Consider the following 25639-nt stretch of genomic DNA (forward strand, 5'->3'; position numbering starts at 1 on the left):
AAAATCATTAGGCCAGTTCACTCACGAGCCTCCTGAGCGTGTATTGCTCGTCGGCAGGCTGGGGCACGTTGATTTGCAAGGCTGTCAGGGGCATGCCTGTACACCTCCGATCCTCGAACTGGAGTCCGTGCGGAAAATGTACTTAAAGGGGTTTGGCTTGCAAGAGGCGGGGATGAAACCCCAGAGACCAAAAAACCCGCAGCTAGCGGGCTCTAGGGGTGTTACGTAGACGCTGGTAGTCGTCTATGTACTGCAAATGGTGCCCGAGGGAGACTCGAACTTTGCTCTGTATGCAGCGTAAATAGGCGATGTTATCAGGGTTGATCAGGTGGCTACTCACAATCCTACTCACATCTTCGCGGGCTGGTGAGTATCCTCAGAACTGAGGACCCCCTACACTCCACTGCTCAATTCACCGGCGCCGTACAGGGAGTTACATATGCCAGATCTGGAACCGTGGCAAAGCTTAGCTTTGGGGGTTGGCGGACTACTGGGGACGATTGCCACAGCGATCGCAACATTCTTTTTGTGGCGAGTGACATTGGTGCTCGCGCGCGAGACTACACGGATGGCCGAAGCGTCGGCGCAGCCGCATGTGGTCGCCAATTTTCGGCCCAACCGATGGTCAGCGCGCCATTTCGATTTGCAGATCGAAAATACGGGGAACGCTACTGCTTATGACATTAAGGTTGCATTCAATCCACCGCTGCAGAATGGCGAAGCCAGGCGAAGTGACGCGAAAATCCCCTTCGAATCAGTGAGCGTTTTGAAGCCTGGCCAAGGTATGTCTAGCTACCTTTCTGACTATGAGCCTCTCAAGGGAAAGGTATACACGGTCAGCATCACTTGGTTAAAGAGTAGTGCTAGCTCGGAAAGAGAGAAAAACACCTACACCCTGAGCATGGCGGATCACGAGGGTACTTCATGGCTAGGAGGTGACCCGGCACTTGATACTGTGAAGCATCTGAAGAGCATGACCGAGAGCCTGAAGGCAATCTCACAGGGTCGCAAACACCTGCAGGTTGACGTCTATACGGCGTTGGACCGCCTACGTGAGAGAAGGGCTCTCGTAAGAAGTTTGCGAACTGCTCGTCCAACAGGGAGTCAGGAGATGGAAGCCGTTGTCGTGGAGCCTGAAGCGACAGACGTGGAAGATACAGGCAGAGCCTGACCGATTATAGTGAATGTATAGCCTATGTGTTCCAGGGTTAACCTGGCGGTATCAGTGAGCGCCACAGCGATTCCCTTGCAGTTGCCGAACCGCGCTGGATTGCGGCCGGAGTGTGAGTAGGGTTCTGGACCGAACTCGCCCTACTCACAATCCTACTCACACAAAACTGGGCTTACAAGGGAATCGCAAGGAACGCTAGGCACAAAAAAACCGGCTCAGTGGCCGGTTTCTCTGGTGTTCCGGGTCTGGTAGAGACCTCTTGGAACTTCTATATGGTGCCCCGAGGGAGACTCGAACTCCCACTCCTTTCGAAAACGGATTTTGAATCCGCCGCGTCTACCAATTCCGCCATCAGGGCTTGTGGCGGCGAAGTATAGAGATGCGATTACCGTTGGTCAATCAGCTTTCATGGTCAATTTTCACGGTTTCCGCTAAACTTTGCGGCCCTGTCGAACCGAACACCATCATGCGCGTCGCTGATTTCTCTTTTGAGCTCCCAGATTCCCTGATCGCCCGCCATCCCCTGGCCGAACGGCGCAGCAGCCGGCTGCTGACGCTGGACGGGCCTAGCGGGACGCTGGCCCACCGCCAGTTCACCGACCTGCTCGAGCACCTGCGCCCGGGCGATCTGATGGTGTTCAACAACACCCGGGTGATTCCGGCCCGCCTGTTCGGCCAGAAGGCCAGCGGCGGCAAGCTGGAAATCCTGATCGAGCGCGTGCTCGACAGCCACCGCGTGCTCGCCCACGTACGCGCCAGCAAAGCACCCAAGCCCGGCACGCAGATCCTGGTCGACGGCGGCGGCGAAGCCGAAATGGTCGCCCGCCACGACGCCCTGTTCGAACTGCGTTTCGCCGAAGAAGTGCTGCCATTGCTCGACCGCGTCGGCCACATGCCGTTGCCTCCTTATATAGACCGCCCCGACGAAGGCGCCGACCGCGAGCGCTATCAGACGGTCTACGCCGAACGCGCCGGCGCCGTCGCCGCGCCCACCGCCGGCCTGCACTTCGATGAAGAACTGCTGGGCAAGATCGCCGAAAAAGGCGTGAGCACCGCCTTCGTCACCCTGCACGTCGGCGCCGGCACTTTCCAGCCCGTGCGTGTGGAAAAGATCGAAGATCACCACATGCATAAAGAGTGGCTCGAAGTCGGCCAGGACGTGGTCGATGCCGTGGCCGCCTGCCGGGCACGTGGCGGCCGAGTGATCGCCGTGGGCACCACCAGCGTACGCTCGCTGGAAAGCGCCGCCCGCGATGGCACGCTCAAGGCCTTCAGCGGCGACACCGACATCTTTATCTTCCCAGGCCGCCCGTTCCACGTGGTCGATGCCCTGGTGACCAATTTCCACTTGCCCGAATCCACGCTGCTGATGCTGGTTTCGGCGTTCGCCGGTTATCCCGAAACCATGGCTGCCTATGCGGCTGCGGTCGAAAACGGATACCGCTTCTTCAGTTACGGTGATGCCATGTTCATCACCCGCAATCCGGCGCCACGCGGGCCCGAGGATCAAGCATGAGTCGCACCTGTCGTATGTCCTTCGAGTTGCTGGCCACCGACGGCAAGGCCCGTCGCGGCCGCCTGACCTTCCCCCGTGGCGTGGTCGAAACCCCGGCCTTCATGCCTGTCGGCACCTATGGCACGGTCAAGGGCATGCTCCCGCGTGACGTCGAGGCCATCGGCGCACAGATGATCCTGGGCAACACCTTCCACCTGTGGCTGCGCCCAGGCACCGAGGTGATCAAGGCCCACGGCGACCTGCACGACTTCATGAAGTGGCAGGGCCCGATCCTCACCGACTCCGGCGGCTTCCAGGTGTTCAGCCTGGGCGCGATGCGCAAGATCAAGGAGGAGGGCGTGACCTTCGCCTCGCCGGTCGACGGCGCCAAGGTGTTCATGGGCCCGGAAGAGTCGATGCAGGTCCAGCGTGACCTGGGTTCCGACGTGGTGATGATCTTCGACGAATGCACCCCGTACCCGGCCGACGAAGACGTCGCGCGTATCTCCATGGAGCTGTCGCTGCGCTGGGCCCAGCGCTCGAAGAACGCCCACGGCGACAACACCGCCGCGCTGTTCGGCATCGTCCAGGGTGGCATGCACCACGACCTGCGCATGCGCTCGCTGGAAGGCCTGGACAAGATCGGCTTCGACGGCCTGGCCATCGGCGGCTTGTCGGTCGGTGAGCCCAAGCACGAGATGATCAAGGTGCTGGACTACCTGCCAGGCCAGATGCCTGCTGACAAACCTCGTTACCTTATGGGGGTAGGCAAGCCGGAAGATCTCGTTGAGGGTGTGCGCCGCGGCGTCGACATGTTCGATTGCGTGATGCCTACGCGCAACGCGCGCAACGGCCATCTGTTCATCGACACCGGCGTGCTGAAAATCCGCAACGCGTTCCATCGTCATGATGATTCGCCACTGGATCCGACCTGTGACTGCTACACCTGCCAGAACTTCTCCCGCGCCTATCTGCATCACCTGGATAAATGCGGCGAAATGTTGGGCAGCATGTTGAATACCATCCATAACTTGCGCCATTACCAGCAGTTGATGGCAGGTTTACGCGAGGCTATTCAACAGGGTACATTGGCCGCCTTTGTCGACGCCTTTTATGCCAAGCGCGGGCTTGCTGTTCCGCCTTTGGACTAACAATGTTTGTCTCCCTGACAAGTATGATTTGCAAACTGGAGTGCTAAATGAGCTTTCTGATTCCCGCCGCTTACGCGGACGCCGCTGCCCCAGCCGCCGCAGGCCCAGCCGGTACCGGCTTTGAATGGATCTTCCTGGTCGGTTTCCTGGTCATCTTCTACCTGATGATCTGGCGCCCACAGGCCAAACGCGCCAAAGAGCAGAAGGCCCTGCTGGGCAACCTGCAAAAAGGTGACGAAGTTGTTACCAGCGGCGGTATCGCTGGCAAGATCGTTAAAGTTGCCGATGACTTCGTAGTACTGGAAGTCTCCGACAACGTAGAACTGAAGTTCCAGAAGGGCGCCGTTGCCGCGACCCTGCCGAAGGGCACGCTCAAAGCGATCTAAGTTTCAGTTTTTTACCAATCGACGGGGCGCGCAAGGCGCCCCGCGTCTTAGAACGGGCGGCGTGATGCTGAACAAATACCCTCTGTGGAAATACGCACTGATCCTGGTGGTACTGGTGATCGGTTTTATTTATTCCGCTCCCAACCTCTACCCAGATGATCCGGCGGTCCAGATCAGCGGTGCCAGCACGGCCCTGCAGGTCAATCAGGCCGACCTCGATCGCATCAGCAAGGCGCTGACCGATGCCGGTATTACCGTCAAGGCCGCGAACCTGGGTGAGAAAGGCAAAGGCGCTCTGGTGCGTCTGGCCAAGCAGGAAGACCAACTGCCTGCCAAGGACGTCGTGCGCAAAGCGTTGGGCGACGACTATGTAGTGGCGCTGAACCTGGCTCCAACCACCCCGCAATGGCTGCGCAGCATCGGCGCAAGCCCGATGAAGCTGGGCCTGGACTTGTCCGGTGGTGTGCACTTCCTGCTGGAAGTGGACATGGACAAAGCCATGGACGCACGCCTGAAAGTCTACGAAGGTGAAGTCAAATCCCTGCTGCGTAAAGAACGCATTCGCTACCGCAGCCTGCCTCAACTGGATGGCGGCATTCAGCTGGGCTTCTCTGACGATGCAACCCGCGAACAGGCCCGTGTCCTGATCCGCAAGAATTTCAACGATTTCGAGTTGACCACCAACGAGCGTAACGAGCTCGCCATCCTGCACCTGGCCATCACCCCGGCCAAGGTCGCGGAAATCCGTGAATACTCGATCAAGCAGAACCTGACCACGGTGCGTAACCGGGTCAACGAACTGGGTGTGGCCGAGCCGCTGGTTCAGCGCCAGGGTGCCAACCGCATCGTGGTCGAGCTGCCAGGCGTGCAGGACACTGCCGAAGCCAAGCGTATCCTGGGTAAAACCGCGAACCTTGAGTTCCGTCTGGGTGCCGAGCCAGGTGCGTCGAAAGCCACCACCGAATCCTTTGAATTCCGTGAAGGCAACCGTCCGGCTGCCGCCATCGAGCGTGGCCTGATCATCACCGGTGACCAGGTCACCGACGCCCAGGCCAGCTTCGACGAGCACGGTCGCCCGCAAGTGAACATCCGTCTGGATGGCCACGGCGGCGAGCTGATGAGCCGCGCCACGCGCAGCAACGTCGGGCGCAGCATGGCGGTGATCTTCATCGAGCAGAAGCCGACCACGCGCTACGAGAAGCAGATGGTCAATGGCGTCGAGAAAGACGTTGCGGTCCAGACCTTCAAGGAAGAGAAGAAGATCATCAGCCTGGCGACCATCCAGTCGCCACTGGGCAGCCAGTTCCGCATCACCGGCCTGAACGGCCAGGGTGAGTCGTCCGAACTGGCCCTGCTGTTGCGTGCTGGTGGCCTGGCCGCGCCGATGTACTTCGCTGAAGAACGTACCATCGGCCCAAGCCTGGGTGCTGACAACATCACCAAGGGTATTGATGCGTCGCTGTGGGGCATGCTGTTCGTCTCGCTGTTCATCATGGCCATCTACCGCTTCTTCGGCCTGTTGGCCACCATCGCCCTGGCGGGCAACATGGTACTGCTGCTGGCCTTGATGTCGCTGCTGGGGGCAACACTGACCCTGCCGGGCATCGCCGGTATTGTGCTGACCATGGGTATGGCGGTCGACGCCAACGTGCTGATCTTCTCGCGGATCCGTGAGGAGCTCGCCGCAGGCATGTCGGTGCAACGCGCCATCCACGAAGGCTTCAACCGTGCTTACTCGGCGATTGTCGACGCCAACCTGACCACCCTGCTGGTCGGCGGCATCCTGTTCGCCATGGGTACCGGCCCGGTCAAAGGCTTCGCGGTCACCATGTCCCTCGGGATTTTCACCTCGATGTTCACCGCCGTCATGGTGACCCGTGCACTGGTCAACCTGACTTGTGGTGGGCGTGACATCAAGAAGCTGTGGGTTTAAGGGGCTGCCATGTTACGTACCATCAATTTCATGGGCGTTCGCAATATTGCGTTCGCCGTCACCATGCTCCTTACCGTACTGGCGTTGTTCAGCTGGTTCCAAAAAGGCCTGAACTTCGGCCTGGACTTCACCGGCGGTACGCTCATCGAGCTGACCTACGAGCGTCCAGCCAACCTTGAGCAGGTGCGTGAGGAGTTGGTCAGCGCCGGCTACCACGACGCCGTGGTGCAGAGCTTCGGCGCTACCACCGACCTGCTGGTGCGTATGCCAGGTGATGACCCGATGCTGGGCAATCACGTGGCAGACGCCCTGAAGAAGGCTGGCGGGGACAACCCCGCAGTCGTCAAGCGTGTCGAGTTCGTCGGCCCGCAGGTGGGTGAAGAGCTGCGCGACCAGGGCGGCCTCGGCATGCTCCTGGCGCTGGGCGGCATCCTTATCTACCTGGCGTTCCGCTTCCAGTGGAAGTTTGCGGTTGGTGCCATCGTTTCGCTGATCCACGACGTCGTGGTGACCCTGGGGATCCTGTCGTTCTTCCAGATCACCTTCGACCTGACGGTATTGGCGGCGGTGCTGGCGATCATCGGCTACTCGCTCAACGACACCATCGTGGTGTTCGACCGGGTGCGTGAGAACTTCCGTGTGATGCGCAAGGCGTCCCTGATCGAGAACATCAACATCTCGACCACCCAGACCCTGTTGCGCACCATGGCGACCTCGATCTCCACCTTGCTGGCGATTGCCGCGCTGCTGTTCTTCGGTGGCGACAACCTGTTCGGCTTCTCCATTGCACTGTTCATCGGTGTTCTGGCGGGTACCTACTCGTCGATCTACATCGCCAACGTGGTGCTGATCTGGCTGAACCTGAACAGTGAAGACCTGATTCCGCCGGCCAAGACCGACGGTGTGGACGAGCGTCCATAAGGCTATCTGCCAGCACTGAAGCTGCATCGAAAGGCGTGAGTTATTGAACTCACGCCTTTTTTTATGCTCCAAGGCTGGGAGAAGCGCGGGCATGGACCCGCAGGTAAATCAGGAGGTTCACGTGAACAAGTCGATGCTGGTGGGTGCGGTACTGGGTGCTGTCGGTGTTACAGCCGGAGGTGCTGTCGCGACCTACAGCCTGGTTAAGAGCGGACCGGAGTACGCCCAGGTAACGGACGTGCAGCCGATCAAGCAAACCGTGAAGACGCCACGCGAAGTTTGCAAGGACGTCACGGTCACCCGGCAGAAGCCGGTGCAGGATCAGCACCAGATCGCGGGCACCGTGCTCGGTGCGGTGGCGGGTGGTTTGCTGGGTAACCAGATTGGTGGCGGTACCGGCAAGAAGATTGCCACGGTGGCCGGTGCGGTCGGTGGCGGTTATGCCGGCAACAAGGTCCAGGAGAACATGCAGAACAACGACACCTATACCACTACGCAAACCCGCTGCAACACGGTCAATGACCTCAGCGAGAAGGTGGTTGGGTATAACGTGAAGTATTCGATTGGCGACCAGGTCGGGTCGGTGAAGATGGACCGTGACCCGGGTTCGCAGATCCCGTTGGACAAGGAAGGCAAGCTGATCCTGAGCCAGGCGCAGCCTGGGCAGTAAGGCGCTGTTCCGATCTGTCTGTAGTTGTACTTGTGGGAGTCGGCCTTGCCGGCGATGGGTTGTAGGGCGACCGCAAAAGCATCGCCGGCAAGGCCGGCTCCCACAGGGTTAAACGTTCAAGCATAAAAAAAGCACCCCGAAGGGTGCTTTTTTGTGCCCGGCTGAAACTTAGCGTTTCGCCGAAGCCGGCAGGTGCGGCTGGATTGCAGTCAGCACGGCCTTGAAGCACTTGATGTTGCCCGCAACCACGTGGCCCTTCTCCAGGAAGTCGTGACCACCGGTGAAGTCGCTCACCAGGCCGCCGGCTTCTTGAATCAGCAGGGCGCCAGCAGCCATGTCCCACTCGGACAGGCCCGACTCCCAGAAGGCGTCGTAACGGCCGGCAGCCACGTAGGCCAAGTCCAGGCTTGCAGCACCGGCGCGGCGGATGCCGGCAGTCTGGCCAACCAGGGCGCGGAACATGCCCAGGTAGTTGTCCAGGTCTTCCATCTGGTTGTCGCGGAACGGGAAGCCGGTACCCAGCAGGGCGCCTTCCAGGCTGCTGCGTGCGCTGACGCGCAGGCGACGACCATTCAGTTGGGCGCCACGGCCACGGCTGGCGGTGAATTCTTCCTGGCGGACAGGGTCCAGAACAACGGCGTGTTCCAGGCGGCCACGGTATTTGCAGGCGATGCTGACGGCAAAGTGCGGAACGCCACGCAGGAAGTTGGTGGTACCGTCCAGTGGGTCGATGATCCACAGGTAGTCCTTGCCTTCTTCGCCGGTGCCGGCGTGCATGCCGGTTTCTTCGCCGTAGATGGAGTGGTTCGGGTAGGCCTTGCGCAGGGCGTTGATGATGGCCTGCTCGGCAGCCCGATCAACTTCGGACACGTAGTCCTTGGCGTCTTTCTCATCAACCTTGATGGTATCCAGGCGCTCGATGGAGCGGAAAATCAGTTCACTGGCGCTGCGGGCGGCGCGCAGCGCGATATTCAGCATGGGCTGCATGGACGTTTCACCTAGGTCGTTAAAGAAAGCCGAACATTCTAGCAGAAAACTTTCTGCGAAGAAGGGGGCGATTCGCTTTCATGGCGTAACGTCCGTCGGTTCTGTAAGATTTGCTCCCCCCTTTCCCTCTCTGTGAGCGCCCACCGTGCTGCAAAATATTCGTGTTGTCCTGGTCAATACCAGCCACCCCGGCAATATTGGTGGGGCTGCGCGCGCCATGAAGAACATGGGTCTGTCACGCCTGGTGCTGGTCGACCCGCTGACTTTCCCGCATCACGAGGCCGATGCCCGGGCTTCCGGCGCCAATGACGTGCTGGCCGGTGCCAAGGTGGTTGCCACCCTGGAAGAGGCGTTGGTCGGCTGTACCCTGGTTGTGGGCACCAGTGCCCGTGACCGGCGCATCCCCTGGCCGCTGCTCGATCCGCGCGAGTGTGGCGCCAAGGTCATCGAGCAGGCGGGCGAGGGCGCGGAGATTGCCCTGGTGTTTGGTCGTGAGCACTCCGGCCTGACCAACGAAGAGCTGCAGCGCTGCCACTACCACGTGCATATCCCTTCGAACCCGGAGTTCAGCTCGCTGAACCTTGGCGCCGCCGTGCAAGTGCTGGCCTACGAAGTGCGCATGGCCTGGCTGGCCCTGCAAGGTCAGCCGACCAAGCAGGCCAAGGTGGAAGTGGCCTCGGCGCGCAGTGCCGAGCTGGCGACCATGGACGAAATGGAGCGGTTCTACGGGCACCTGGAGCAAGCCCTGGTGGATATCGGCTTCCTCGATCCGGACAAGCCCAAGCACCTGATGTCGCGGTTGCGCCGCCTGTATGGGCGCAGCGAAGTCAACCGCTCGGAAATCAGCATTTTGCGCGGCATTCTCACCGAGACCCAGAAAGCGGCCCGGGGTGAAGTGCACAAGCGGAAGGACCAGTAAATGTTCGAGCGTCTGCGTGAAGATATCCAGAGCGTTTTCCACCGTGACCCGGCGGCGCGCAATGCCTTTGACGTGCTGACCTGCTACCCGGGCATGCATGCCATCTGGCTGCACCGCGCGGCGCACGCCTTGTGGAAGCGTGACTGGAAGTGGCTGGCACGCATGGTCTCGAACTTCGGTCGCTGGATGACCGGCATCGAGATTCACCCGGGGGCCAAGGTCGGTCGGCGCTTCTTCATCGACCACGGCATGGGCATCGTGATCGGCGAAACCGCTGAAATCGGCGATGACGTCACGCTGTACCAGGGTGTGACGCTGGGCGGCACCAGCTGGAACAAGGGCAAGCGCCACCCGACCCTGGAAGATGGCGTAGTGGTCGGCGCCGGCGCCAAGGTGCTGGGCCCCTTCACGGTGGGTGCGGGGGCGAAGATCGGCTCCAACGCCGTGGTTACCAAGCCGGTGCCGGCCGGCGCCACGGCCGTGGGTATTCCGGGGCGCATCATCGTCAAGTCCGACGGTGAGCAGGAGGCTCGGCGCAAGGCCATGGCCGAGAAAATCGGTTTCGATGCCTACGGCGTCAGCGAAGACATGCCGGACCCGGTGGCCCGCGCCATCGGTCAGTTGCTCGACCATCTGCAGGCCGTCGATGGGCGCCTGGAAGACATGTGCGGCGCCCTGAAGAACCTGGGCAGCGACTACTGTGCCAAGGAACTGCCCGCGTTGCGCGACGAAGACTTTGCCGAGGTGAAGGCCGACGTCCGCAGCGCAGCACCGACGCATTGACAGAAGGGGCGTGTGCTCACGCCCTGTCTTTGCTATCATCTGCGCCGCCGTTCAGGCTCAAACCCGACTAAAGCACTAGGTCTTATAGTTGACTTAAATGCTCGGGAATCGCATACTCGCACCCATTCCGACACTCCCGTGGTACCTACTAGCCATGCGACTGACTACCAAAGGCCGATACGCCGTGACTGCCATGCTTGACCTGGCTTTGCACGCGCAAAATGGGCCGGTGTCCCTGGCCGACATCTCTGAGCGCCAAGGCATCTCCCTTTCCTACCTGGAACAGCTGTTCGCCAAGCTGCGCCGCAGCAGCCTGGTTTCCAGCGTTCGCGGCCCGGGCGGCGGCTACCAGCTGGCGCGCGACATGGCCACTATCCAGGTAGCTCAGGTGATCGACGCGGTCAATGAATCCGTCGATGCCACCCGTTGCCAGGGCCTGGGTGACTGCCATGCCGGCGATACCTGCCTGACCCACCACCTGTGGTGTGACCTCAGCCAGCAGATCCACGAATTCCTGAGCGGTATCAGCCTAGCCGACCTCGTACATCGCCGTGAGGTACAAGAAGTCGCCCAGCGTCAGGACCTGCGCCGCATGGCAGGCCGGGCACCGCATCTGGACAAGATTGAGACGTCCGCCGTCGAATAACCGTTTCGAACGAGCGACGCGCCTGCCTGATAGGAGATATTCAATGAAGTTGCCGATCTACCTCGATTACTCCGCGACCACGCCGGTCGACCCACGCGTCGCCCAGAAGATGAGCGAATGCCTGCTGGTCGACGGGAACTTCGGTAACCCGGCCTCGCGCTCCCACGTCTTTGGCTGGAAAGCCGAAGAAGCGGTCGAGAATGCGCGTCGCCAGGTGGCCGACCTGGTCAATGCCGACCCACGGGAAATCGTCTGGACCAGCGGTGCTACCGAGTCCGACAACCTGGCAATCAAGGGCGTCGCGCACTTCTATTCGACCAAGGGCAAGCACATCATCACCTCCAAGATCGAGCATAAAGCGGTCCTGGACAGCACCCGTCAGTTGGAGCGTGAAGGTTTCGAAGTCACCTACATCGAGCCAGGCGAAGACGGCCTGATCACCCCGGCGATGATCGAAGCAGCCCTGCGTGACGACACCATCCTGGTTTCGATCATGCACGTGAACAACGAAATCGGCACCATCAACGACATCGCGGCCATCGGCGAACTGACCCGCTCGCGCGGCATCATGTTCCACGTCGATGCGGCCCAGTCGACCGGCAAGGTTGAAATCGACCTGCAAAAGCTCAAGGTTGACCTGATGTCGTTCTCGGCACACAAGACCTACGGCCCTAAAGGCATTGGCGCGCTGTACGTCAGCCGCAAGCCACGCGTACGCCTGGAAGCCACCATGCACGGTGGCGGTCACGAGCGCGGCATGCGTTCGGGCACCCTGGCGACCCACCAGATCGTCGGCATGGGCGAAGCCTTCGCCGTTGCCAAAGAGCTGATGGCCAGCGAGAACGTGCGCATCAAGGCCCTGAGCGATCGTTTCTACAAGCAGGTTGAAGGTCTGGAAGAGCTGTACATCAACGGCAGCATGACTGCCCGCATTCCGCACAACCTGAACCTGAGCTTCAACTATGTCGAAGGCGAGTCGCTGATCATGGCGCTCAAGGACCTGGCCGTATCGTCCGGTTCCGCCTGTACTTCGGCATCCCTCGAGCCGTCCTACGTATTGCGCGCCCTGGGCCGCAACGACGAACTGGCGCACAGCTCGATCCGTTTCACCTTCGGGCGCTTCAGCACCGAAGAAGAAATTGACTACGCCGCGCAGAAAGTTTGCGAGGCCGTGACCAAGCTGCGCGAATTGTCGCCGCTGTGGGATATGTTCAAAGACGGCGTCGACATCTCCAAGATCGAGTGGGCTGCGCACTAAGTAGTCGCCGGCAAGAGCGGCTCTCTGATGAGGAAGGAATTGCACCATGGCATACAGTGAAAAGGTCATCGACCACTACGAAAACCCACGTAACGTCGGCAAGATGAATGCCGAGGACCCGGATGTCGGTACCGGCATGGTCGGCGCTCCAGCGTGCGGTGACGTGATGCGTCTGCAAATCAAGGTCAACGAGCAGGGCGTTATCGAAGACGCCAAGTTCAAGACCTACGGTTGCGGTTCGGCCATTGCTTCCAGCTCCCTCGCTACCGAGTGGATGAAAGGCAAGACCCTGGACGAAGCTGAAACCATCAAGAACACCCAGCTGGCCGAAGAACTGGCGTTGCCGCCGGTCAAGATCCACTGCTCGGTTCTCGCTGAAGACGCCATCAAGGCGGCTGTTCGCGATTACAAGCAGAAGAAAGGTTTGCTCTAAGTCGCCTGTTGCAGGTAAGGAGTCTCGATGGCTATCAGCATGACAGAAGCCGCCGCCAACCATGTGCGGCGCTCCCTCGAAGGTCGCGGCAAGGGTGACGGCATCCGCCTGGGCGTTCGTACTACCGGCTGCTCCGGTCTGGCCTATGTGCTGGAATTCGTCGACGAGCCGGCTGGCGAAGACCAGGTGTTCGAAAGTCACGGCGTGAAAGTGATCATCGACCCGAAAAGCCTGGCATACCTCGACGGCACTGAGCTCGATTTCGTCAAGGAAGGGTTGAACGAAGGCTTCAAGTTCAACAACCCCAACGTACGCGGTGAGTGTGGCTGCGGCGAAAGCTTCAACGTTTGAGGCTTAACGTGGGTACTCCTTGTCATTTCGCCTTGTTCGGCCTGCAACCCGGTTTTCGCCTGGACCTCAATCAACTGGCTACTCGCTATCGCGAGCTGGCCCGTGAGGTCCATCCGGACCGCTTTGCCGATGCTCCTGAGCGCGAGCAGCGTCTCGCCCTGGAACACTCGGCAGGCCTGAACGAAGCCTATCAGACCCTCAAGAGCGCCCCTCGTCGGGCGCGCTACCTGTTGGCGATCAGCGGCGCCGAAGTGCCGCAGGAAGTCACCGTCCACGACCCCGAATTCCTCTTCCAGCAGATTGAATTGCGCGAAGAGCTCGAGGACTTGCAGGACGCTGCCGACCTGGACGGTGTGAGCGCTTTCAAGCGCCGCCTGAAAGTCGCCCAGGAAGCACTCAACGAGGACTTCGCCGCCTGCTGGGAGGATGCTGCACAGCGTGAACAGGCCGAGCGCCTGATGCGCCGCATGCAGTTCCTCGACAAGCTCGCCTACGAAGTGCGCCAGCTGGAAGAGCGCCTCGACGATTAACCCGGTGTCGCCGTTGGCGGCACCTTTGGTATTCAGATAAGCATGGCCCTACTGCAGATCGCCGAACCCGGTCAGAGTCCACAGCCCCACCAGCGTCGCCTGGCCGTGGGTATCGACCTTGGCACCACCAATTCGCTGGTCGCTGCATTGCGCAGTGGTCTCTCCGCTCCGTTGCCTGACGCCGAAGGCCGGGTCATCCTGCCGTCCGCGGTGCGCTACCACGCCGACCACATCGACGTCGGCCATGCCGCCCGCGATGCCGCCGCGCGTGATCCGCTGAACACCGTGTTGTCAGTCAAGCGCCTGATGGGCCGTGGCCTGGCAGACGTAAAGCAGTTGGGTGACCAACTGCCGTACCGGTTTGTCGGCGGCGAGTCGCACATGCCGTTCATCGACACCGTGCAGGGCCCGAAAAGCCCGGTAGAAGTCTCGGCGGACATCCTGAAAACCTTGCGCCTGCGAGCGGAGTCCACCCTGGGTGGCGAGCTGGTAGGGGTGGTGATCACCGTGCCTGCGTATTTCGATGATGCCCAGCGCCAGGCCACCAAGGACGCCGCGCGTCTGGCCGGCCTGAACGTATTGCGCCTGCTCAACGAGCCTACCGCTGCGGCGGTGGCTTATGGTCTGGACCAGAACGCCGAAGGCGTGGTGGCCATCTATGACCTGGGCGGCGGTACCTTCGATATTTCCATCCTGCGCCTGACCGGTGGTGTATTCGAAGTGCTGGCCACCGGCGGCGACAGCGCCCTGGGTGGCGATGACTTCGACCACGCGATTGCCAACTGGATCGTCGAACAGGCCGACCTGTCGCACGATCTCGACCCGGGCGCGCAGCGTGAACTGCTGCAAACCGCCTGCGCCGCCAAGGAAGCCCTGACCGACGCTGACAGCGTCAGTGTCCAGTACCGTGACTGGCAAGCCCAGCTGACCCGCGCCGCGTTCAACGCGCTGATCGAGCCGATGATCGCGCGCAGCCTGAAAGCCTGCCGCCGCGCCGTGCGTGACAGCGGTATCGAGCTGGATGAAGTCGAGGCTGTGGTCATGGTCGGTGGTTCGACCCGTGTGCCGCGCGTGCGCGAAGCCGTGGGCGAGCTGTTCGGCCGTACGCCACTGACCGACATCGACCCGGACCAGGTGGTGGCCATTGGCGCCGCGATCCAGGCCGACACCCTGGCGGGCAACAAGCGTGACGGTGGCGAACTGCTTCTGCTCGATGTGATTCCGCTGTCCCTGGGGCTGGAAACCATGGGCGGGCTGATGGAGAAGGTGATTCCGCGCAACACCACCATCCCGGTTGCCCGTGCCCAGGAGTTCACCACCTACAAGGACGGCCAGTCGGCCATGATGATCCACGTGCTCCAGGGAGAGCGCGAGCTGATCAGCGACTGCCGCTCCCTGGCGCGCTTTGAATTGCGCGGCATCCCGGCCATGGTTGCCGGTGCGGCGAAGATCCGCGTGACCTTCCAGGTGGACGCCGATGGCCTGCTCAGTGTTTCGGCGCGCGAGATCGGTTCGGGTGTTGAGTCGAGCATTCAGGTCAAGCCGTCCTACGGCCTGACCGACGGCGAAATCATGCGCATGCTCAAGGATTCCTTCGAGCATGCCGGCAGCGACAAGGTGGCGCGCCAGTTGCGCGAGCACCAGGTCGATGCCGAGCGCCTGCTGGAAGCGGTGCAGGGCGCGTTGGACGCCGATGGCGAGCGCCTGCTGGATGCCGAAGAGCGTCTGGCCATAGAACAACAGATGCAGGACCTACGTGATTTGATGAACGGCACCGATGGTTCGGCCATCGAGCAGCAGACCAAGCGTCTGTCGCAGGTGACCGACGCCTTTGCCGCCCGCCGCCTAGATTCGACGGTAAAAGCCGCGTTGGCCGGGCGCAACCTGAATGAGATCGAGGAATAATCCAGATGCCGCTGGTAACTTTTCTGCCCCATGCAGAGCATTGCCCCGACGGAATGACTGTAGAGGCCGCGCCGGGTACCTCCATTCTCGACCTGGCCCATGACCACCATATCGAGATCGAAAGTGCCTGCGGCGGCGTCAGCGCCTGCACCACCTGCCACTGCGTGATCCGCAAGGGCTTCAACTCGTTGGCAGAAGCCGACGAGCTGGAAGAAGACATGCTTGACCGCGCCTGGGGCCTGGAGCCGACCTCGCGCCTGTCGTGCCAGGCCAAGGTCGGTGACCAGGACCTGACCGTAGAAATTCCGAAGTACTCGCTCAACCACGCTGCCGAAGCGCCGCACTGATCGCCAGGAGCCATCATGAGCTTGAAATGGGTTGATGTACTTGAAATCGCAATTCAGCTTGCCGAAAGCAAGCCGGAAGTCGATCCTCGTTATGTAAATTTCGTCGATCTGCACCAGTGGGTACTGGCTTTGCCGGAGTTCAGCGACGATCCAGCGCGGGGTGGCGAGAAGGTTCTCGAAGCCATCCAGGCCACCTGGATCGAAGAAGCCGACTGAGCGCACGCTGCAGGTTAGGCAATCCCTCTGAACCCGCGTATAATTCGCGGGTTTAATTTTTCGCTTCACTTACTGTTTCTGGAGTTACACCATGGCTGTTCAACGTACTTTCTCCATCATCAAGCCTGACGCCGTTGCTAAAAACGTGATCGGCAAGATCACTTCCCGCTTCGAAGAAGCTGGCCTGAAGATCGTTGCTTCGAAAATCAAGCAACTGTCCAAAGCTGAAGCCGAAGGCTTCTACGCTGAGCACAGCGCCCGTGGTTTCTTCGGTGACCTGGTTGCCTTCATGACTTCCGGCCCAGTGGTTGTCCAGGTTCTGGAAGGCGAAAACGCCATCGCTCTGAACCGTGAGCTGATGGGCGCTACCAACCCTAAAGAAGCTGCTGCCGGCACCATCCGTGCTGACTTCGCCGAGTCGATCGACGCTAACGCCGTTCACGGTTCGGACTCCGAAGCTGCCGCTGCTCGCGAAATCGCTTACTTCTTCGCAGCTACCGAGGTAACCACTCGCTAAGCGAAAGCTTACGAGTGAGGGTGAATCCATGACGACATCGACTGGCAAAACAAACCTGTTGGGGCTAACCCAGCCGGAAATGGAACAATTCTTCGACTCGATAGGGGAGAAGCGTTTCCGTGCCGGTCAGGTAATGAAATGGATTCACCACTTTGGCGTCGACGACTTCGACGCCATGACGAACGTCGGCAAGGTCTTGCGCGAAAAGCTCAAGGCCTGTGCCGAAATTCGTGGTCCTGAAGTAGTCAGCGAGGACATCTCCACCGACGGCACCCGTAAGTGGGTGGTGCGCGTGGCGTCCGGCAGCTGCGTCGAGACCGTGTACATCCCCCAGGGCAAGCGTGGCACGCTGTGTGTCTCGTCCCAGGCCGGTTGCGCCCTGGACTGCAGTTTCTGCTCCACCGGCAAGCAAGGTTTCAACAGCAACCTCACCGCCGCCGAAGTGATCGGCCAGGTGTGGATTGCCAATAAATCGTTCGGCAGCATTCCGGCGACCATCGACCGTGCCATCACCAACGTGGTGATGATGGGCATGGGCGAGCCGCTGCTGAACTTCGACAACGTGATTGCCGCCATGCGCATCATGATGGACGACCTGGGCTACGGCATTTCCAAGCGCCGGGTCACCCTGTCGACCTCCGGCGTCGTGCCGATGATCGACCAATTGGCCAAGCACATCGACGTGTCCCTGGCCCTCTCGCTGCACGCGCCGAACGATGAGCTGCGCAACCAGTTGGTGCCGATCAACAAGAAGTACCCGTTGAAGATGCTGCTCGAATCGTGCATGCGCTACATGTCCGAACTGGGCGAGAAGCGCGTACTGACCATCGAGTACACCCTGCTCAAGGACATCAACGACAAGCTCGAACACGCTGTTGAGATGGTTGAACTGCTCAAGAACGTACCGTGCAAGGTCAACCTGATCCCGTTCAACCCGTTCCCGCACTCCGGTTACGAGCGTCCGAGCAACAATGCCATTCGTCGCTTCCAGGACCACCTGCACAACGCCGGCTTCAACGTGACCGTGCGTACCACCCGTGGTGAAGATATCGACGCCGCCTGTGGTCAGCTGGTCGGCCAGGTAATGGACCGTACCCGTCGCAGTGAGCGTTATATCGCCGTGCGGCAACTGAACGCCGACGCCGAAAACGGCGCGGCGGGCAACTAAGGCGAGGAGCGCCATGACCCTGCGCGTGGCCCTGTCGATGCTGCTACTGACGCTTCTTACCGGTTGCGTCAGCGGCGGCAGTTCGGGCCCGCTTTCCAGCGGGCAGGGGCGCGAAGCGGCTCGCCAGGCCTATGTGCAGTTGGGCCTGGGGTATTTGCAACAAGGTTTGACCGAACGCGCCAAGGTGCCGTTGCAGCAGGCCCTGGCCCTGGATGCCCGTGACCCGGCCGCCCACGCCGCCCTGGCCCTGGTATTCCAGCGTGAAGACGAGCCGGCCCTGGCCGAATCGCACTACCGCAAGGCCCTCGCGGCCACCCCCGGCGACCCGCGTTTGCGTAACAATTACGGCAGTTTCCTCTATGCGCGGGGCCAATATGACGCCGCGTTGAAGATGTTTCGCCAAGCGTCCGCCGATACCCTGTATCCTGAGCGCTCCCGGGTCTTCGAGAATCTCGGCCTGACGGCCATCAGGCTCGGTGAACGTGACCAGGCGCGCGAATACCTGGAAAAGGCTTTGAAGCTCAACCGCCAGCAACCACAGGCGTTGCTGGAAATGGCTGAGTTGTCTTACGAAGACAGGCATTATGTGCCAGCCCGCGACTTCTACGATCGTTTCAGCCAACTGAGCGACGCCAACGCCCGCAGCCTGCTGCTGGGTAGTCGTCTGGCGAATGTGTTCGAAGAGCGGAGCACGGCCACCGATCTGGGCCTGCAATTACAACGACTTTATCCCGGTACGCCGGAATATCAGCAATACCTGTCGGAGCAATGATGAAAGCGGCGCATCCCGAATTAGCAGCAGCGACTCGCGAAAATCCCGGTGAGACCTTGCGTCAGGCCCGCGAGAACAGGGACTGGTCGCAGGCCGAAGTGGCCCGCAAGCTCAACCTGACCGTGAGTTCCCTGAACAATCTAGAAACCGGCGCCTTCGACAAGCTGCCGGGGCACACCTTTGCCCGGGGCTACATCCGCGCCTATGCCAAGTTGCTGGACATGGACCAGGCTGCCCTGGTGCAGGCCTTCGACCAGTGCACCGGCACCCACGCGCAAGGCAGCGACGTCCACGCCCTGGGCCGTATCGAAGAGCCGGTGCGCCTGTCGCACAATATCCTGCGCATCGTCAGCCTGTTGTTGCTGGCACTGGTGATCGGCGGTGGTTTCTTCTGGTGGCAAGACCAGACCAGCCTGCGCGGCAAAGACCTGGCCAACATGGCCCTGGAGCACGTCGAAGTCGAAAGCGCCGACGGCACCACACAGATTCACCCGCTGGACGAGCCGGAAGACCAGGCGGTTATCGATGGTCAGCAGCCGGAAAGCACCGTGCTGAGCCTTGATCAGGGCCAGCCTGCCGAAACCACCGAAGAAGCACCAGCTGCCGCGCAGACGCCAGCGCCTGCTGCTCCGGCAGTGACAGCCCCGGCTGTTGCGCCAGTACACACGGCACCCGCTGCTGCGGTACCTGCCCCGGCGGCCCCGGCACCGGTTGTCAGCGCGCCAGTGGTAGCGACTGCCCCGGTTGCAGTGGCGCAAGCCACCCCCGCACCAACCGCACCGGCCCCGGCAGGTAGCGGTCAACTGCACCTGCAATACGTTGCCGATTGCTGGACTTCGGTCACTGACGGCAACGGCAAGGTGCTGTTCAGCGCCATCAAGCGCAAGGGCGACAGCCTGGACCTGACCGGCAAGCCGCCGTTCGCGGTACGCCTGGGCTTTGCCCGCGGCGCGCTGGTCACCTACAACGGCCAGGCCGTCGACGTTGCGCCGTTCACCAGTGGCGAGACTGCTCGCCTGAAGTTGGGACAATAAGTCATGCACGGCGAATCACCGATCAAACGTCGCGAATCGCGGAAAATCTGGGTAGGTAATGTGCCTGTCGGCGGCGATGCACCCATCGCCGTGCAGAGCATGACCAACACCGATACCAACGACGTTGCCGCCACTGTCGGGCAGATCCAGCGTCTGGTCGATGCCGGCGTCGATATCGTGCGCGTTTCGGTACCGGACATGGACGCTGCCGAAGCGTTCGGCAAAATCAAGAAACTGGTCAGCGTACCGCTGGTCGCCGATATCCACTTCGACTACCGCATCGCCCTGCGCGTTGCCGAGCTGGGTGTGGACTGCCTGCGGATCAACCCGGGCAACATCGGCCGTGAAGACCGCGTGCGTGCAGTGGTTGATGCCGCTCGCGACCGTGGCATCCCGATCCGTATCGGGGTCAACGCCGGTTCCCTGGAAAAAGACCTGCAGAAGAAGTACGGCGAGCCGACCCCAGCTGCGCTGGTCGAGTCGGCCCTGCGTCATGTCGAGCATCTTGAGCGCCTGAACTTCAAGGACTTCAAGGTCAGCGTCAAAGCCTCCGACGTGTTCATGGCGGTGGACGCCTACCGTCTGCTGGCCAAGGAAATCGTCCAGCCGCTGCACCTGGGTATCACTGAAGCGGGTGGCCTGCGTTCGGGCACAGTGAAATCTGCGGTGGGCCTAGGTATGCTGCTCGCCGACGGGATTGGCGATACTATCCGCATCTCGCTGGCGGCCGACCCGGTCGAGGAAGTAAAAGTCGGCTACGACATCCTCAAGTCGCTTCGCCTGCGTTCGCGTGGCATCAACTTCATCGCCTGCCCGAGCTGCTCGCGGCAGAACTTCGATGTGGTCAAGACCATGAACGAGCTGGAAGGGCGCCTGGAAGACCTGCTGGTGCCGATGGACGTGGCCGTGATCGGTTGCGTCGTCAACGGCCCGGGTGAAGCCAAGGAAGCCCATGTAGGGCTGACCGGCGGCACGCCGAACCTGATCTACATCGATGGCAAGCCATCGCAGAAGTTGACCAATGACAACCTGGTGGATGAGCTGGAAAAGCTCATACGCCAGAAAGCGGCCGAAAAGGCCGAGGCCGACGCGGCAGTGATTGCCCGCGGTTGACCGACTCAGTTTCGTAAGGATTCTCCGTGAGCAAATCGCTGCAAGCCATCCGTGGCATGAACGACATCCTGCCCGAGCAGACGCCTCTGTGGCGCTACTTCGAGAGCACCGTAGCCGGCCTGCTGGACACCTATGGCTATCGCCAGATCCGCACGCCAATCGTCGAGTTCACCGAGCTGTTCAAGCGCTCGATCGGTGAAGTGACCGACATCGTCGAAAAAGAGATGTACACCTTCGCCGACCGCAACGGCGATTTGCTGACCCTGCGCCCTGAAGGCACGGCGGCCTGTGTACGTGCGGTGCTGGAGCACGGCATCAGCGGTGGTGGCCAGGTGCAGAAACTCTGGTACATCGGCCAGATGTTCCGCCACGAGCGTCCTCAGAAAGGCCGTTATCGCCAGTTCAACCAGATCGGTGTCGAGGTCTTCAACCTTGATGGCCCGGATATCGACGCCGAGCTGATCGTGCTGACCTGGCGCCTGTGGGGCATGCTGGGCATTCGCGATGCGGTGACCCTGGAGCTGAACAGCCTGGGTACCAGCGAAGCCCGTGCCCGCTATCGCGATGCGCTGGTCGAGTTCCTCTCGGCACGCCTGTCGGAGCTGGACGAAGACAGCCAACGTCGCCTGAAAAGCAACCCGCTGCGCATCCTCGACAGCAAGGATGCCAACACCCAGGCCGTGCTGGTCAACGCACCGAAACTGGAAGATTACCTGGACGAAGAGTCGCGGGTGCACTTCGAGGGCCTGAAGGCGCGCTTGAGCGCCGCGGGCATTCCGTTCGTGATCAACACCAAGCTGGTCCGTGGCCTGGATTACTACAGCAAGACCGTGTTCGAGTGGGTGACCGACAAGCTCGGCTCCCAGGGCACTGTCTGCGCTGGCGGTCGCTATGACGGCCTGGTCGAGCAGATGGGCGGCAAGCCGACCCCAGGCGTTGGTTTCGCCATGGGTATCGAGCGCCTGATCCTGTTGCTGGAAACCCTTGAGCAGGTGCCTGAGTCGATCAACCGCCAGGTTGACGTCTATCTCTGTGCATTCGGCGAGCAGGCCGAGCTTGCGGGCCTGGCCCTGACCGAGCGCCTGCGTGACCGCCTGCCGAACCTGCGTTTGCAGGTAAATGCCGGGGGCGGCAGCTTCAAGAGCCAGTTCAAGAAGGCCGACAAGAGTGCTGCACTGTTCGCCTTGATCCTGGGGGACGACGAGCTGGCGCAACAAGTGGTAGGTTTCAAACCCCTGCGTGGCCAGGGCGAACAACAAAACATTGCCTGGGATGCTCTGGCCGAGCACCTGGAAGCTTCTCTCGCGCAGGCGTGAAGCGGGTCAACAGCCGATTTGGTGAAAAGGAGTATTGGGGTGTCGAGTACCGATGATGAACAGCTGGCCGCAGTAAAGGACTGGTGGGATCGCAATGGCAAGCCATTGCTGACCGGTGCCTTGCTGGCTGCGGTAATAGTGCTGGGCTGGAACCTGTGGCAAAAGCACGAGAGCAACCAGTCGCAAGGCGCCTCGAACCTTTATCAGGCCCTGCTGGAAACCACCCTGACGCCAACCGGCGCCCCTGACCTGGCCAAGGTTGCGGAACTGTCGGGCAAGCTCAAGAGCGAATTCGGCGGTACTGCCTACGCGCAGTACGGCAGCCTGTTCGTGGCCAAGGTGGCTGTCGACGGCGGCAAGCTGGACGACGCTGCTGGCGAGCTCAAAGGCGTGCTCGACAAACCTGCCAACGCGACCCTGGGCGAAATCGCCCGTCAGCGTCTGGCCCGTGTGCTGGCTGCGCAGAACAAGGCTGATGATGCCCTGAAACTGCTCGACGGCGACGCCGACAAGGCGTTCCTGGCCAGCCGTGAAGAGCTCAAGGGCGACCTGCTGGTACAGCTGGGTCGTGCCACTGACGCTCATGCCGCTTATGAAAAAGCCAAGGCCGCGCTGTCTGACGACGCTGCGATCGGTGGCTTGCAACTCAAGCTCGACGACCTTGCCAAAGGGGATGCGTGACGTGATCGGTTGGAAACATGCAGCAGTGCTGGCCGTGGCCATTTTGGCCGCTGGTTGCAGCAGCAACAGCAAAAAGGAATTGCCGCCGGCCGAGCTGACCAAGTTCACCGAGGAAGTGGTGTTGAAGAAGCAGTGGAGCCGCTCGATCGGTGACGGTCAGGGCGACTCCTTCAACATGCTGGTTCCGGCCATCGAGAATGACCGTATCTACGCTGCCGATGTAACCGGCGTGGTCATGGCCATGGACCGCATGAACGGTGACGTGGCCTGGAAGAAGGACCTCGAATTGCCAGTGTCCGGCGCCGTTGGCGTTGGCTACGGCATGGTCATGCTGGGCACCCTCAAGGGCGAAGTGATTGCCCTTGATGCCAGTACCGGTGAAGAAAAGTGGCGCTCGCGCGTTACCAGCGAAGTGCTGGCACCGCCGGCAACCAACGGTGATGTGGTCGTCGTGCAGACCCAGGACGATCGCGTGATCGGCCTGGACGCGAGCACTGGCGATCGTCGCTGGATCTACGAAAGCACCCCGGCGGTACTGACCCTGCGTGGTACTGGCGCACCTATCGTTACCAACCGTCTGGCCGTTGCTGGCCTGTCGACCGGTAAAGTGGTTGCCCTGGACACCCGTAACGGCGTGCCGGTTTGGGAGCAACGTGTTGCCATCCCGCAAGGTCGTTCGGAACTGGACCGTGTGGTAGACATTGACGGCGGCCTGCTGCTGTCCGGCGGTACCCTGTACGTGGCCAGCTACCAGGGTCGGGTTGCCGGCCTGGAACTGGAAAGCGGCCGGGTGCTGTGGCAGCGTGATGCGTCCAGCTACGAGGGTGTGGCCCAGGGCTTTGGCAACGTCTACGTGAGCCTGGCTTCGGGCACCGTCGAAGGTATCGACGAGCGTTCGTCCTCGGCACTGTGGAGCAATGATGCGCTGGCCCGTCGCCAGCTGTCGGCGCCAGAAGTGTATTCCAGCTACGTGGCAGTCGGTGACCTGGAAGGTTACCTGCACCTGCTGAGCCAGGTGGATGGTCGTTTCGTCGGTCGTGAACGTATCGACAGCGATGGCCTGCGGGCCCGTCCGCTGGTGGTAGGGGACATGATTTACGTGTTTGGCAACAGCGGCAAACTCGAGGCGCTGACCATTCGCTGAGTCTATGCTTGAGGCCTACGGGCCTCGGGCTGCGGCGCCTTCGGGGCGCCGCCCGAACTCCGGCCGCTGCTATGCAGCGGCCTTTGTATTTTTTGAATTTACGCAGTGGAGAACCCCATGGTTCCCGTTATCGCCCTGGTGGGCCGACCGAACGTCGGCAAATCCACCATGTTCAACCGCCTGACCAGGACCCGCGATGCCATCGTCGGTGACCTCTCCGGCCTGACTCGTGACCGTCAATATGGTGAGGCGCGCTGGCAAGGGCGTTCCTACATCCTGGTCGACACCGGTGGTATTTCCGGTGACGAACATGGCATGGACGAAAAAATGGCCGAGCAGTCGCTGCTGGCCATCGAAGAAGCCGATGTGGTGCTGTTCCTGGTGGATGCCCGTGCTGGCCTGACCGCCGCTGACCAGATGATTTCCGAGCACTTGCGCAAGCGCAACAAGCGCTCGTACCTGGTGGCGAACAAGATCGACAACATCGATCCGAACACCGCCATCGCCGAGTTCTCGCCGTTGGGCATGGGCAACGCCATTGGCGTGGCCGGCGCTCAGGGCCGTGGCATCAACAACCTGCTGGAAGCCGTGCTGAGCGACTTCCCGCGGGACAAAGAAGAAGAGATCGACACCGACGTCGCCGAAGGCGAAGAAGCGGTGCGCATCCCTGGCCCGAGCGAAAAGGATGGCATCAAGATCGCCATCATCGGTCGCCCGAACGTCGGCAAGTCGACCCTGGTCAACCGCATGCTCGGTGAAGACCGGGTTATCGTCTATGACGAGCCGGGCACCACGCGTGACAGTATCTACATTCCCTTCGAGCGCAACGAAGAGAAGTACACGCTGATCGACACGGCGGGTGTGCGCAAGCGCGGCAAGATCCACGAGGAAGTCGAAAAGTTCTCGGTGGTGAAAACCCTGCAGGCGATCAAGGACGCCAACGTGGTGATCTTCGTCATGGACGCCCGCGAAGGCGTGGTTGACCATGACCTGAACCTGCTGGGCTTCGCCCTGGAAGCGGGCCGCGCCATCGTTATCGCACTGAACAAGTGGGATGGCATGCAGCCGGGCGAGCGTGACTACGTGAAGACCGAGCTGGAACGTCGACTGTTCTTCGTCGACTTCGCCGACATCCACTTCATCTCGGCGCTGCACGGCACTGGCGTGGGCAACCTGTACCAGTCGGTGCAGAACTCGTTCAAGTCGGCGGTCACCCGTTGGCCGACCAGCCGCCTGACCCAGATCCTCGAAGACGCGGTCAGCGATCACCAGCCGCCGATGGTCAATGGCCGCCGGATCAAGCTGCGTTATGCCCACCTGGGTGGTGCCAACCCGCCGATCATCGTGATCCACGGCAACCAGGTCGAGAAGGTACCGAAGTCCTACTCGCGTTACCTGGAGAACACCTATCGCCGCGTATTGAAGCTGGTCGGTACGCCGATCCGCATCGAGTACAAGGGTGGGGAAAACCCGTACGAGGGCAACAAGAACGCGCTGACCGACCGTCAGGTCAACAAGAAGCGTCGCTTGATGTCGCACCACAAGAAGGCCGAGAAGAAGCGCAAAGACAAGCGCTAAGCCTCGACCTGGCTGTACTGCACCGGTACCTGTGTGAACATCCTGTAGCCGCTGCCGTCAGGCTGCGCTGGAGCCCGAGAGGGCTCCTAAAGGCTGCGCCTGCTATGCAGACGAGCGCAGCCTGACGGCAGCGGCTTGTATCTCGACTAACGCCTCTTTGGAGGCGATAGTTCTCGGATGATCATCGAGGAAGAGGAATGAAGCCCGGCAGCGA

The 25639-nt window shown here is 61.1% G+C and carries 27 protein-coding genes and 1 tRNA gene; 26 read left to right on the forward strand and 2 right to left on the reverse strand.

What is annotated here, in order from left to right; translation table 11 throughout:
- Positions 1-439: 439 nt before the first annotated feature.
- Positions 440-1171 (forward strand): hypothetical protein, encoded by a 732-nt coding sequence (locus M5G11_RS15890; RefSeq protein WP_273910180.1) that lies wholly within the window; start codon positions 440-442, stop codon positions 1169-1171.
- 273 nt (positions 1172-1444) lie between these two features.
- Here the strand turns inward: M5G11_RS15890 and M5G11_RS15895 are convergent.
- A tRNA-Leu gene (locus tag M5G11_RS15895) sits at positions 1445-1529 on the reverse strand.
- 108 nt (positions 1530-1637) lie between these two features.
- Here M5G11_RS15895 and queA point away from each other — a divergent pair.
- From queA to M5G11_RS15925, 6 genes are all read left to right on the forward strand, one after another.
- A complete protein-coding gene (gene queA, locus M5G11_RS15900) occupies positions 1638-2687 on the forward strand; it encodes a tRNA preQ1(34) S-adenosylmethionine ribosyltransferase-isomerase QueA (RefSeq protein ID WP_273910182.1) in 1050 nt (349 codons plus the stop codon).
- A 14-nt stretch (positions 2688-2701) separates the two neighbouring features.
- Positions 2702-3817, forward strand: a complete 1116-nt coding sequence (tgt, locus tag M5G11_RS15905; protein ID WP_273910210.1) for a tRNA guanosine(34) transglycosylase Tgt — start codon at positions 2702-2704, stop codon at positions 3815-3817.
- Positions 3818-3864: 47 nt separating this feature from the next.
- Positions 3865-4203 carry a preprotein translocase subunit YajC gene (yajC, locus tag M5G11_RS15910; RefSeq protein WP_273910183.1) on the forward strand — a complete coding sequence of 113 codons (339 nt, stop codon included), beginning with the start codon at positions 3865-3867 and terminating at the stop codon, positions 4201-4203.
- A 64-nt stretch (positions 4204-4267) separates the two neighbouring features.
- Positions 4268-6136, forward strand: a complete 1869-nt coding sequence (gene secD, locus M5G11_RS15915; protein ID WP_273910185.1) for a protein translocase subunit SecD — start codon at positions 4268-4270, stop codon at positions 6134-6136.
- Between the two features lie 9 nt (positions 6137-6145).
- A complete protein-coding gene (gene secF / locus M5G11_RS15920; RefSeq protein ID WP_273910186.1) occupies positions 6146-7057 on the forward strand; it encodes a protein translocase subunit SecF in 912 nt (303 codons plus the stop codon).
- Positions 7058-7178: 121 nt separating this feature from the next.
- Entirely contained in the window at positions 7179-7727 is a 549-nt protein-coding gene (locus tag M5G11_RS15925; RefSeq protein WP_273910187.1) for a glycine zipper 2TM domain-containing protein, read from the forward strand.
- 168 nt (positions 7728-7895) lie between these two features.
- On the opposite strand, the gene suhB is transcribed toward M5G11_RS15925, so the two are convergent.
- Positions 7896-8714, reverse strand: coding sequence for a type III secretion system regulator SuhB (suhB, locus tag M5G11_RS15930; protein ID WP_273910188.1), 819 nt, complete (start codon positions 8712-8714; stop codon positions 7896-7898).
- 145 nt (positions 8715-8859) lie between these two features.
- Here suhB and trmJ point away from each other — a divergent pair, with 145 nt between their 5' ends.
- The 19 genes from trmJ (at position 8860) to der (ending at position 25425) form a co-directional block, all read left to right on the forward strand.
- Positions 8860-9633 carry a tRNA (cytosine(32)/uridine(32)-2'-O)-methyltransferase TrmJ gene (gene trmJ / locus M5G11_RS15935; RefSeq protein WP_273910189.1) on the forward strand — a complete coding sequence of 258 codons (774 nt, stop codon included), beginning with the start codon at positions 8860-8862 and terminating at the stop codon, positions 9631-9633.
- Positions 9634-10416, forward strand: a complete 783-nt coding sequence (cysE, locus tag M5G11_RS15940; protein WP_273910190.1) for a serine O-acetyltransferase — start codon at positions 9634-9636, stop codon at positions 10414-10416. It begins immediately after the preceding gene.
- A 154-nt stretch (positions 10417-10570) separates the two neighbouring features.
- Complete coding sequence (gene iscR, locus M5G11_RS15945; RefSeq protein WP_273910191.1) at positions 10571-11062, forward strand: Fe-S cluster assembly transcriptional regulator IscR; 492 nt, start codon at positions 10571-10573, stop codon at positions 11060-11062.
- A 43-nt stretch (positions 11063-11105) separates the two neighbouring features.
- Positions 11106-12320: an IscS subfamily cysteine desulfurase gene (locus M5G11_RS15950; RefSeq protein WP_273910193.1), complete on the forward strand. Its 1215-nt coding sequence runs from the start codon at positions 11106-11108 to the stop codon at positions 12318-12320.
- A 46-nt stretch (positions 12321-12366) separates the two neighbouring features.
- Entirely contained in the window at positions 12367-12753 is a 387-nt protein-coding gene (iscU, locus tag M5G11_RS15955; protein ID WP_002552476.1) for a Fe-S cluster assembly scaffold IscU, read from the forward strand.
- Positions 12754-12780: 27 nt separating this feature from the next.
- Complete coding sequence (gene iscA / locus M5G11_RS15960) at positions 12781-13104, forward strand: iron-sulfur cluster assembly protein IscA (RefSeq protein ID WP_273910195.1); 324 nt, start codon at positions 12781-12783, stop codon at positions 13102-13104.
- An 8-nt stretch (positions 13105-13112) separates the two neighbouring features.
- On the forward strand, positions 13113-13634 hold the full coding sequence (gene hscB / locus M5G11_RS15965) for a co-chaperone HscB (RefSeq protein WP_273910196.1): 522 nt from the start codon (positions 13113-13115) through the stop codon (positions 13632-13634).
- Between the two features lie 42 nt (positions 13635-13676).
- Positions 13677-15539 (forward strand): Fe-S protein assembly chaperone HscA, encoded by a 1863-nt coding sequence (hscA, locus tag M5G11_RS15970; protein ID WP_273910197.1) that lies wholly within the window; start codon positions 13677-13679, stop codon positions 15537-15539.
- Positions 15540-15544: 5 nt separating this feature from the next.
- Complete coding sequence (fdx, locus tag M5G11_RS15975) at positions 15545-15886, forward strand: ISC system 2Fe-2S type ferredoxin (protein ID WP_273910198.1); 342 nt, start codon at positions 15545-15547, stop codon at positions 15884-15886.
- A 15-nt stretch (positions 15887-15901) separates the two neighbouring features.
- Positions 15902-16102, forward strand: coding sequence for a Fe-S cluster assembly protein IscX (iscX, locus tag M5G11_RS15980; RefSeq protein ID WP_273910199.1), 201 nt, complete (start codon positions 15902-15904; stop codon positions 16100-16102).
- Positions 16103-16193: 91 nt separating this feature from the next.
- Entirely contained in the window at positions 16194-16619 is a 426-nt protein-coding gene (gene ndk, locus M5G11_RS15985; RefSeq protein ID WP_273910200.1) for a nucleoside-diphosphate kinase, read from the forward strand.
- Between the two features lie 28 nt (positions 16620-16647).
- Positions 16648-17787, forward strand: coding sequence for a dual-specificity RNA methyltransferase RlmN (gene rlmN / locus M5G11_RS15990; protein WP_273910201.1), 1140 nt, complete (start codon positions 16648-16650; stop codon positions 17785-17787).
- 13 nt (positions 17788-17800) lie between these two features.
- Positions 17801-18559, forward strand: a complete 759-nt coding sequence (gene pilW / locus M5G11_RS15995) for a type IV pilus biogenesis/stability protein PilW (RefSeq protein WP_273910202.1) — start codon at positions 17801-17803, stop codon at positions 18557-18559.
- The gene (locus M5G11_RS16000; protein WP_273910203.1) at positions 18559-19593 is read left to right on the forward strand and encodes a RodZ domain-containing protein; all 1035 of its coding nucleotides are present in this window, start codon (positions 18559-18561) and stop codon (positions 19591-19593) included. The genes pilW and M5G11_RS16000 overlap by 1 nt, the downstream gene beginning before the upstream one ends.
- Before the next feature lie 3 nt (positions 19594-19596).
- Positions 19597-20706, forward strand: a complete 1110-nt coding sequence (gene ispG, locus M5G11_RS16005; protein WP_273910204.1) for a flavodoxin-dependent (E)-4-hydroxy-3-methylbut-2-enyl-diphosphate synthase — start codon at positions 19597-19599, stop codon at positions 20704-20706.
- Positions 20707-20732: 26 nt separating this feature from the next.
- Entirely contained in the window at positions 20733-22022 is a 1290-nt protein-coding gene (gene hisS, locus M5G11_RS16010) for a histidine--tRNA ligase (RefSeq protein ID WP_273910205.1), read from the forward strand.
- Positions 22023-22061: 39 nt separating this feature from the next.
- Positions 22062-22703, forward strand: a complete 642-nt coding sequence (locus tag M5G11_RS16015; RefSeq protein ID WP_273910206.1) for a YfgM family protein — start codon at positions 22062-22064, stop codon at positions 22701-22703.
- Positions 22696-23847, forward strand: coding sequence for an outer membrane protein assembly factor BamB (gene bamB, locus M5G11_RS16020; RefSeq protein WP_273910208.1), 1152 nt, complete (start codon positions 22696-22698; stop codon positions 23845-23847). Before M5G11_RS16015 ends, bamB begins: the two co-directional genes overlap by 8 nt.
- Positions 23848-23964: 117 nt before the next feature.
- Positions 23965-25425 (forward strand): ribosome biogenesis GTPase Der, encoded by a 1461-nt coding sequence (der, locus tag M5G11_RS16025; protein ID WP_273910209.1) that lies wholly within the window; start codon positions 23965-23967, stop codon positions 25423-25425.
- The last annotated feature ends 214 nt before the right edge of the window (positions 25426-25639 follow it).

The sequence above is a fragment of the Pseudomonas fontis genome (assembly GCF_028656955.1).
GTDB classification, from domain to species: Bacteria; Pseudomonadota; Gammaproteobacteria; order Pseudomonadales; family Pseudomonadaceae; genus Aquipseudomonas; species Aquipseudomonas fontis.

Bases quoted from the DNA above. Each gene is read 5' to 3' on its own strand.
- queA (WP_273910182.1), top strand. From the start codon at position 1,638: ATGCGCGTCGCTGATTTCTCTTTTGAGCTCCCAGATTCCCTGATCGCC.
- rlmN (WP_273910201.1), top strand. From the start codon at position 16,648: ATGACGACATCGACTGGCAAAACAAACCTGTTGGGGCTAACCCAGCCG.
- pilW (WP_273910202.1), top strand. From the start codon at position 17,801: ATGACCCTGCGCGTGGCCCTGTCGATGCTGCTACTGACGCTTCTTACC.
- der (WP_273910209.1), top strand. From the start codon at position 23,965: ATGGTTCCCGTTATCGCCCTGGTGGGCCGACCGAACGTCGGCAAATCC.
- iscR (WP_273910191.1), top strand. From the start codon at position 10,571: ATGCGACTGACTACCAAAGGCCGATACGCCGTGACTGCCATGCTTGAC.
- iscU (WP_002552476.1), top strand. From the start codon at position 12,367: ATGGCATACAGTGAAAAGGTCATCGACCACTACGAAAACCCACGTAAC.
- M5G11_RS15890 (WP_273910180.1), top strand. From the start codon at position 440: ATGCCAGATCTGGAACCGTGGCAAAGCTTAGCTTTGGGGGTTGGCGGA.
- iscX (WP_273910199.1), top strand. From the start codon at position 15,902: ATGAGCTTGAAATGGGTTGATGTACTTGAAATCGCAATTCAGCTTGCC.
- secF (WP_273910186.1), top strand. From the start codon at position 6,146: ATGTTACGTACCATCAATTTCATGGGCGTTCGCAATATTGCGTTCGCC.
- fdx (WP_273910198.1), top strand. From the start codon at position 15,545: ATGCCGCTGGTAACTTTTCTGCCCCATGCAGAGCATTGCCCCGACGGA.
- cysE (WP_273910190.1), top strand. From the start codon at position 9,634: ATGTTCGAGCGTCTGCGTGAAGATATCCAGAGCGTTTTCCACCGTGAC.
- suhB (WP_273910188.1), bottom strand. From the start codon at position 8,714: ATGCAGCCCATGCTGAATATCGCGCTGCGCGCCGCCCGCAGCGCCAGT.
- M5G11_RS15950 (WP_273910193.1), top strand. From the start codon at position 11,106: ATGAAGTTGCCGATCTACCTCGATTACTCCGCGACCACGCCGGTCGAC.
- ndk (WP_273910200.1), top strand. From the start codon at position 16,194: ATGGCTGTTCAACGTACTTTCTCCATCATCAAGCCTGACGCCGTTGCT.
- yajC (WP_273910183.1), top strand. From the start codon at position 3,865: ATGAGCTTTCTGATTCCCGCCGCTTACGCGGACGCCGCTGCCCCAGCC.
- hscA (WP_273910197.1), top strand. From the start codon at position 13,677: ATGGCCCTACTGCAGATCGCCGAACCCGGTCAGAGTCCACAGCCCCAC.
- tgt (WP_273910210.1), top strand. From the start codon at position 2,702: ATGTCCTTCGAGTTGCTGGCCACCGACGGCAAGGCCCGTCGCGGCCGC.
- iscA (WP_273910195.1), top strand. From the start codon at position 12,781: ATGGCTATCAGCATGACAGAAGCCGCCGCCAACCATGTGCGGCGCTCC.
- M5G11_RS16000 (WP_273910203.1), top strand. From the start codon at position 18,559: ATGAAAGCGGCGCATCCCGAATTAGCAGCAGCGACTCGCGAAAATCCC.
- secD (WP_273910185.1), top strand. From the start codon at position 4,268: ATGCTGAACAAATACCCTCTGTGGAAATACGCACTGATCCTGGTGGTA.
- bamB (WP_273910208.1), top strand. From the start codon at position 22,696: ATGCGTGACGTGATCGGTTGGAAACATGCAGCAGTGCTGGCCGTGGCC.
- ispG (WP_273910204.1), top strand. From the start codon at position 19,597: ATGCACGGCGAATCACCGATCAAACGTCGCGAATCGCGGAAAATCTGG.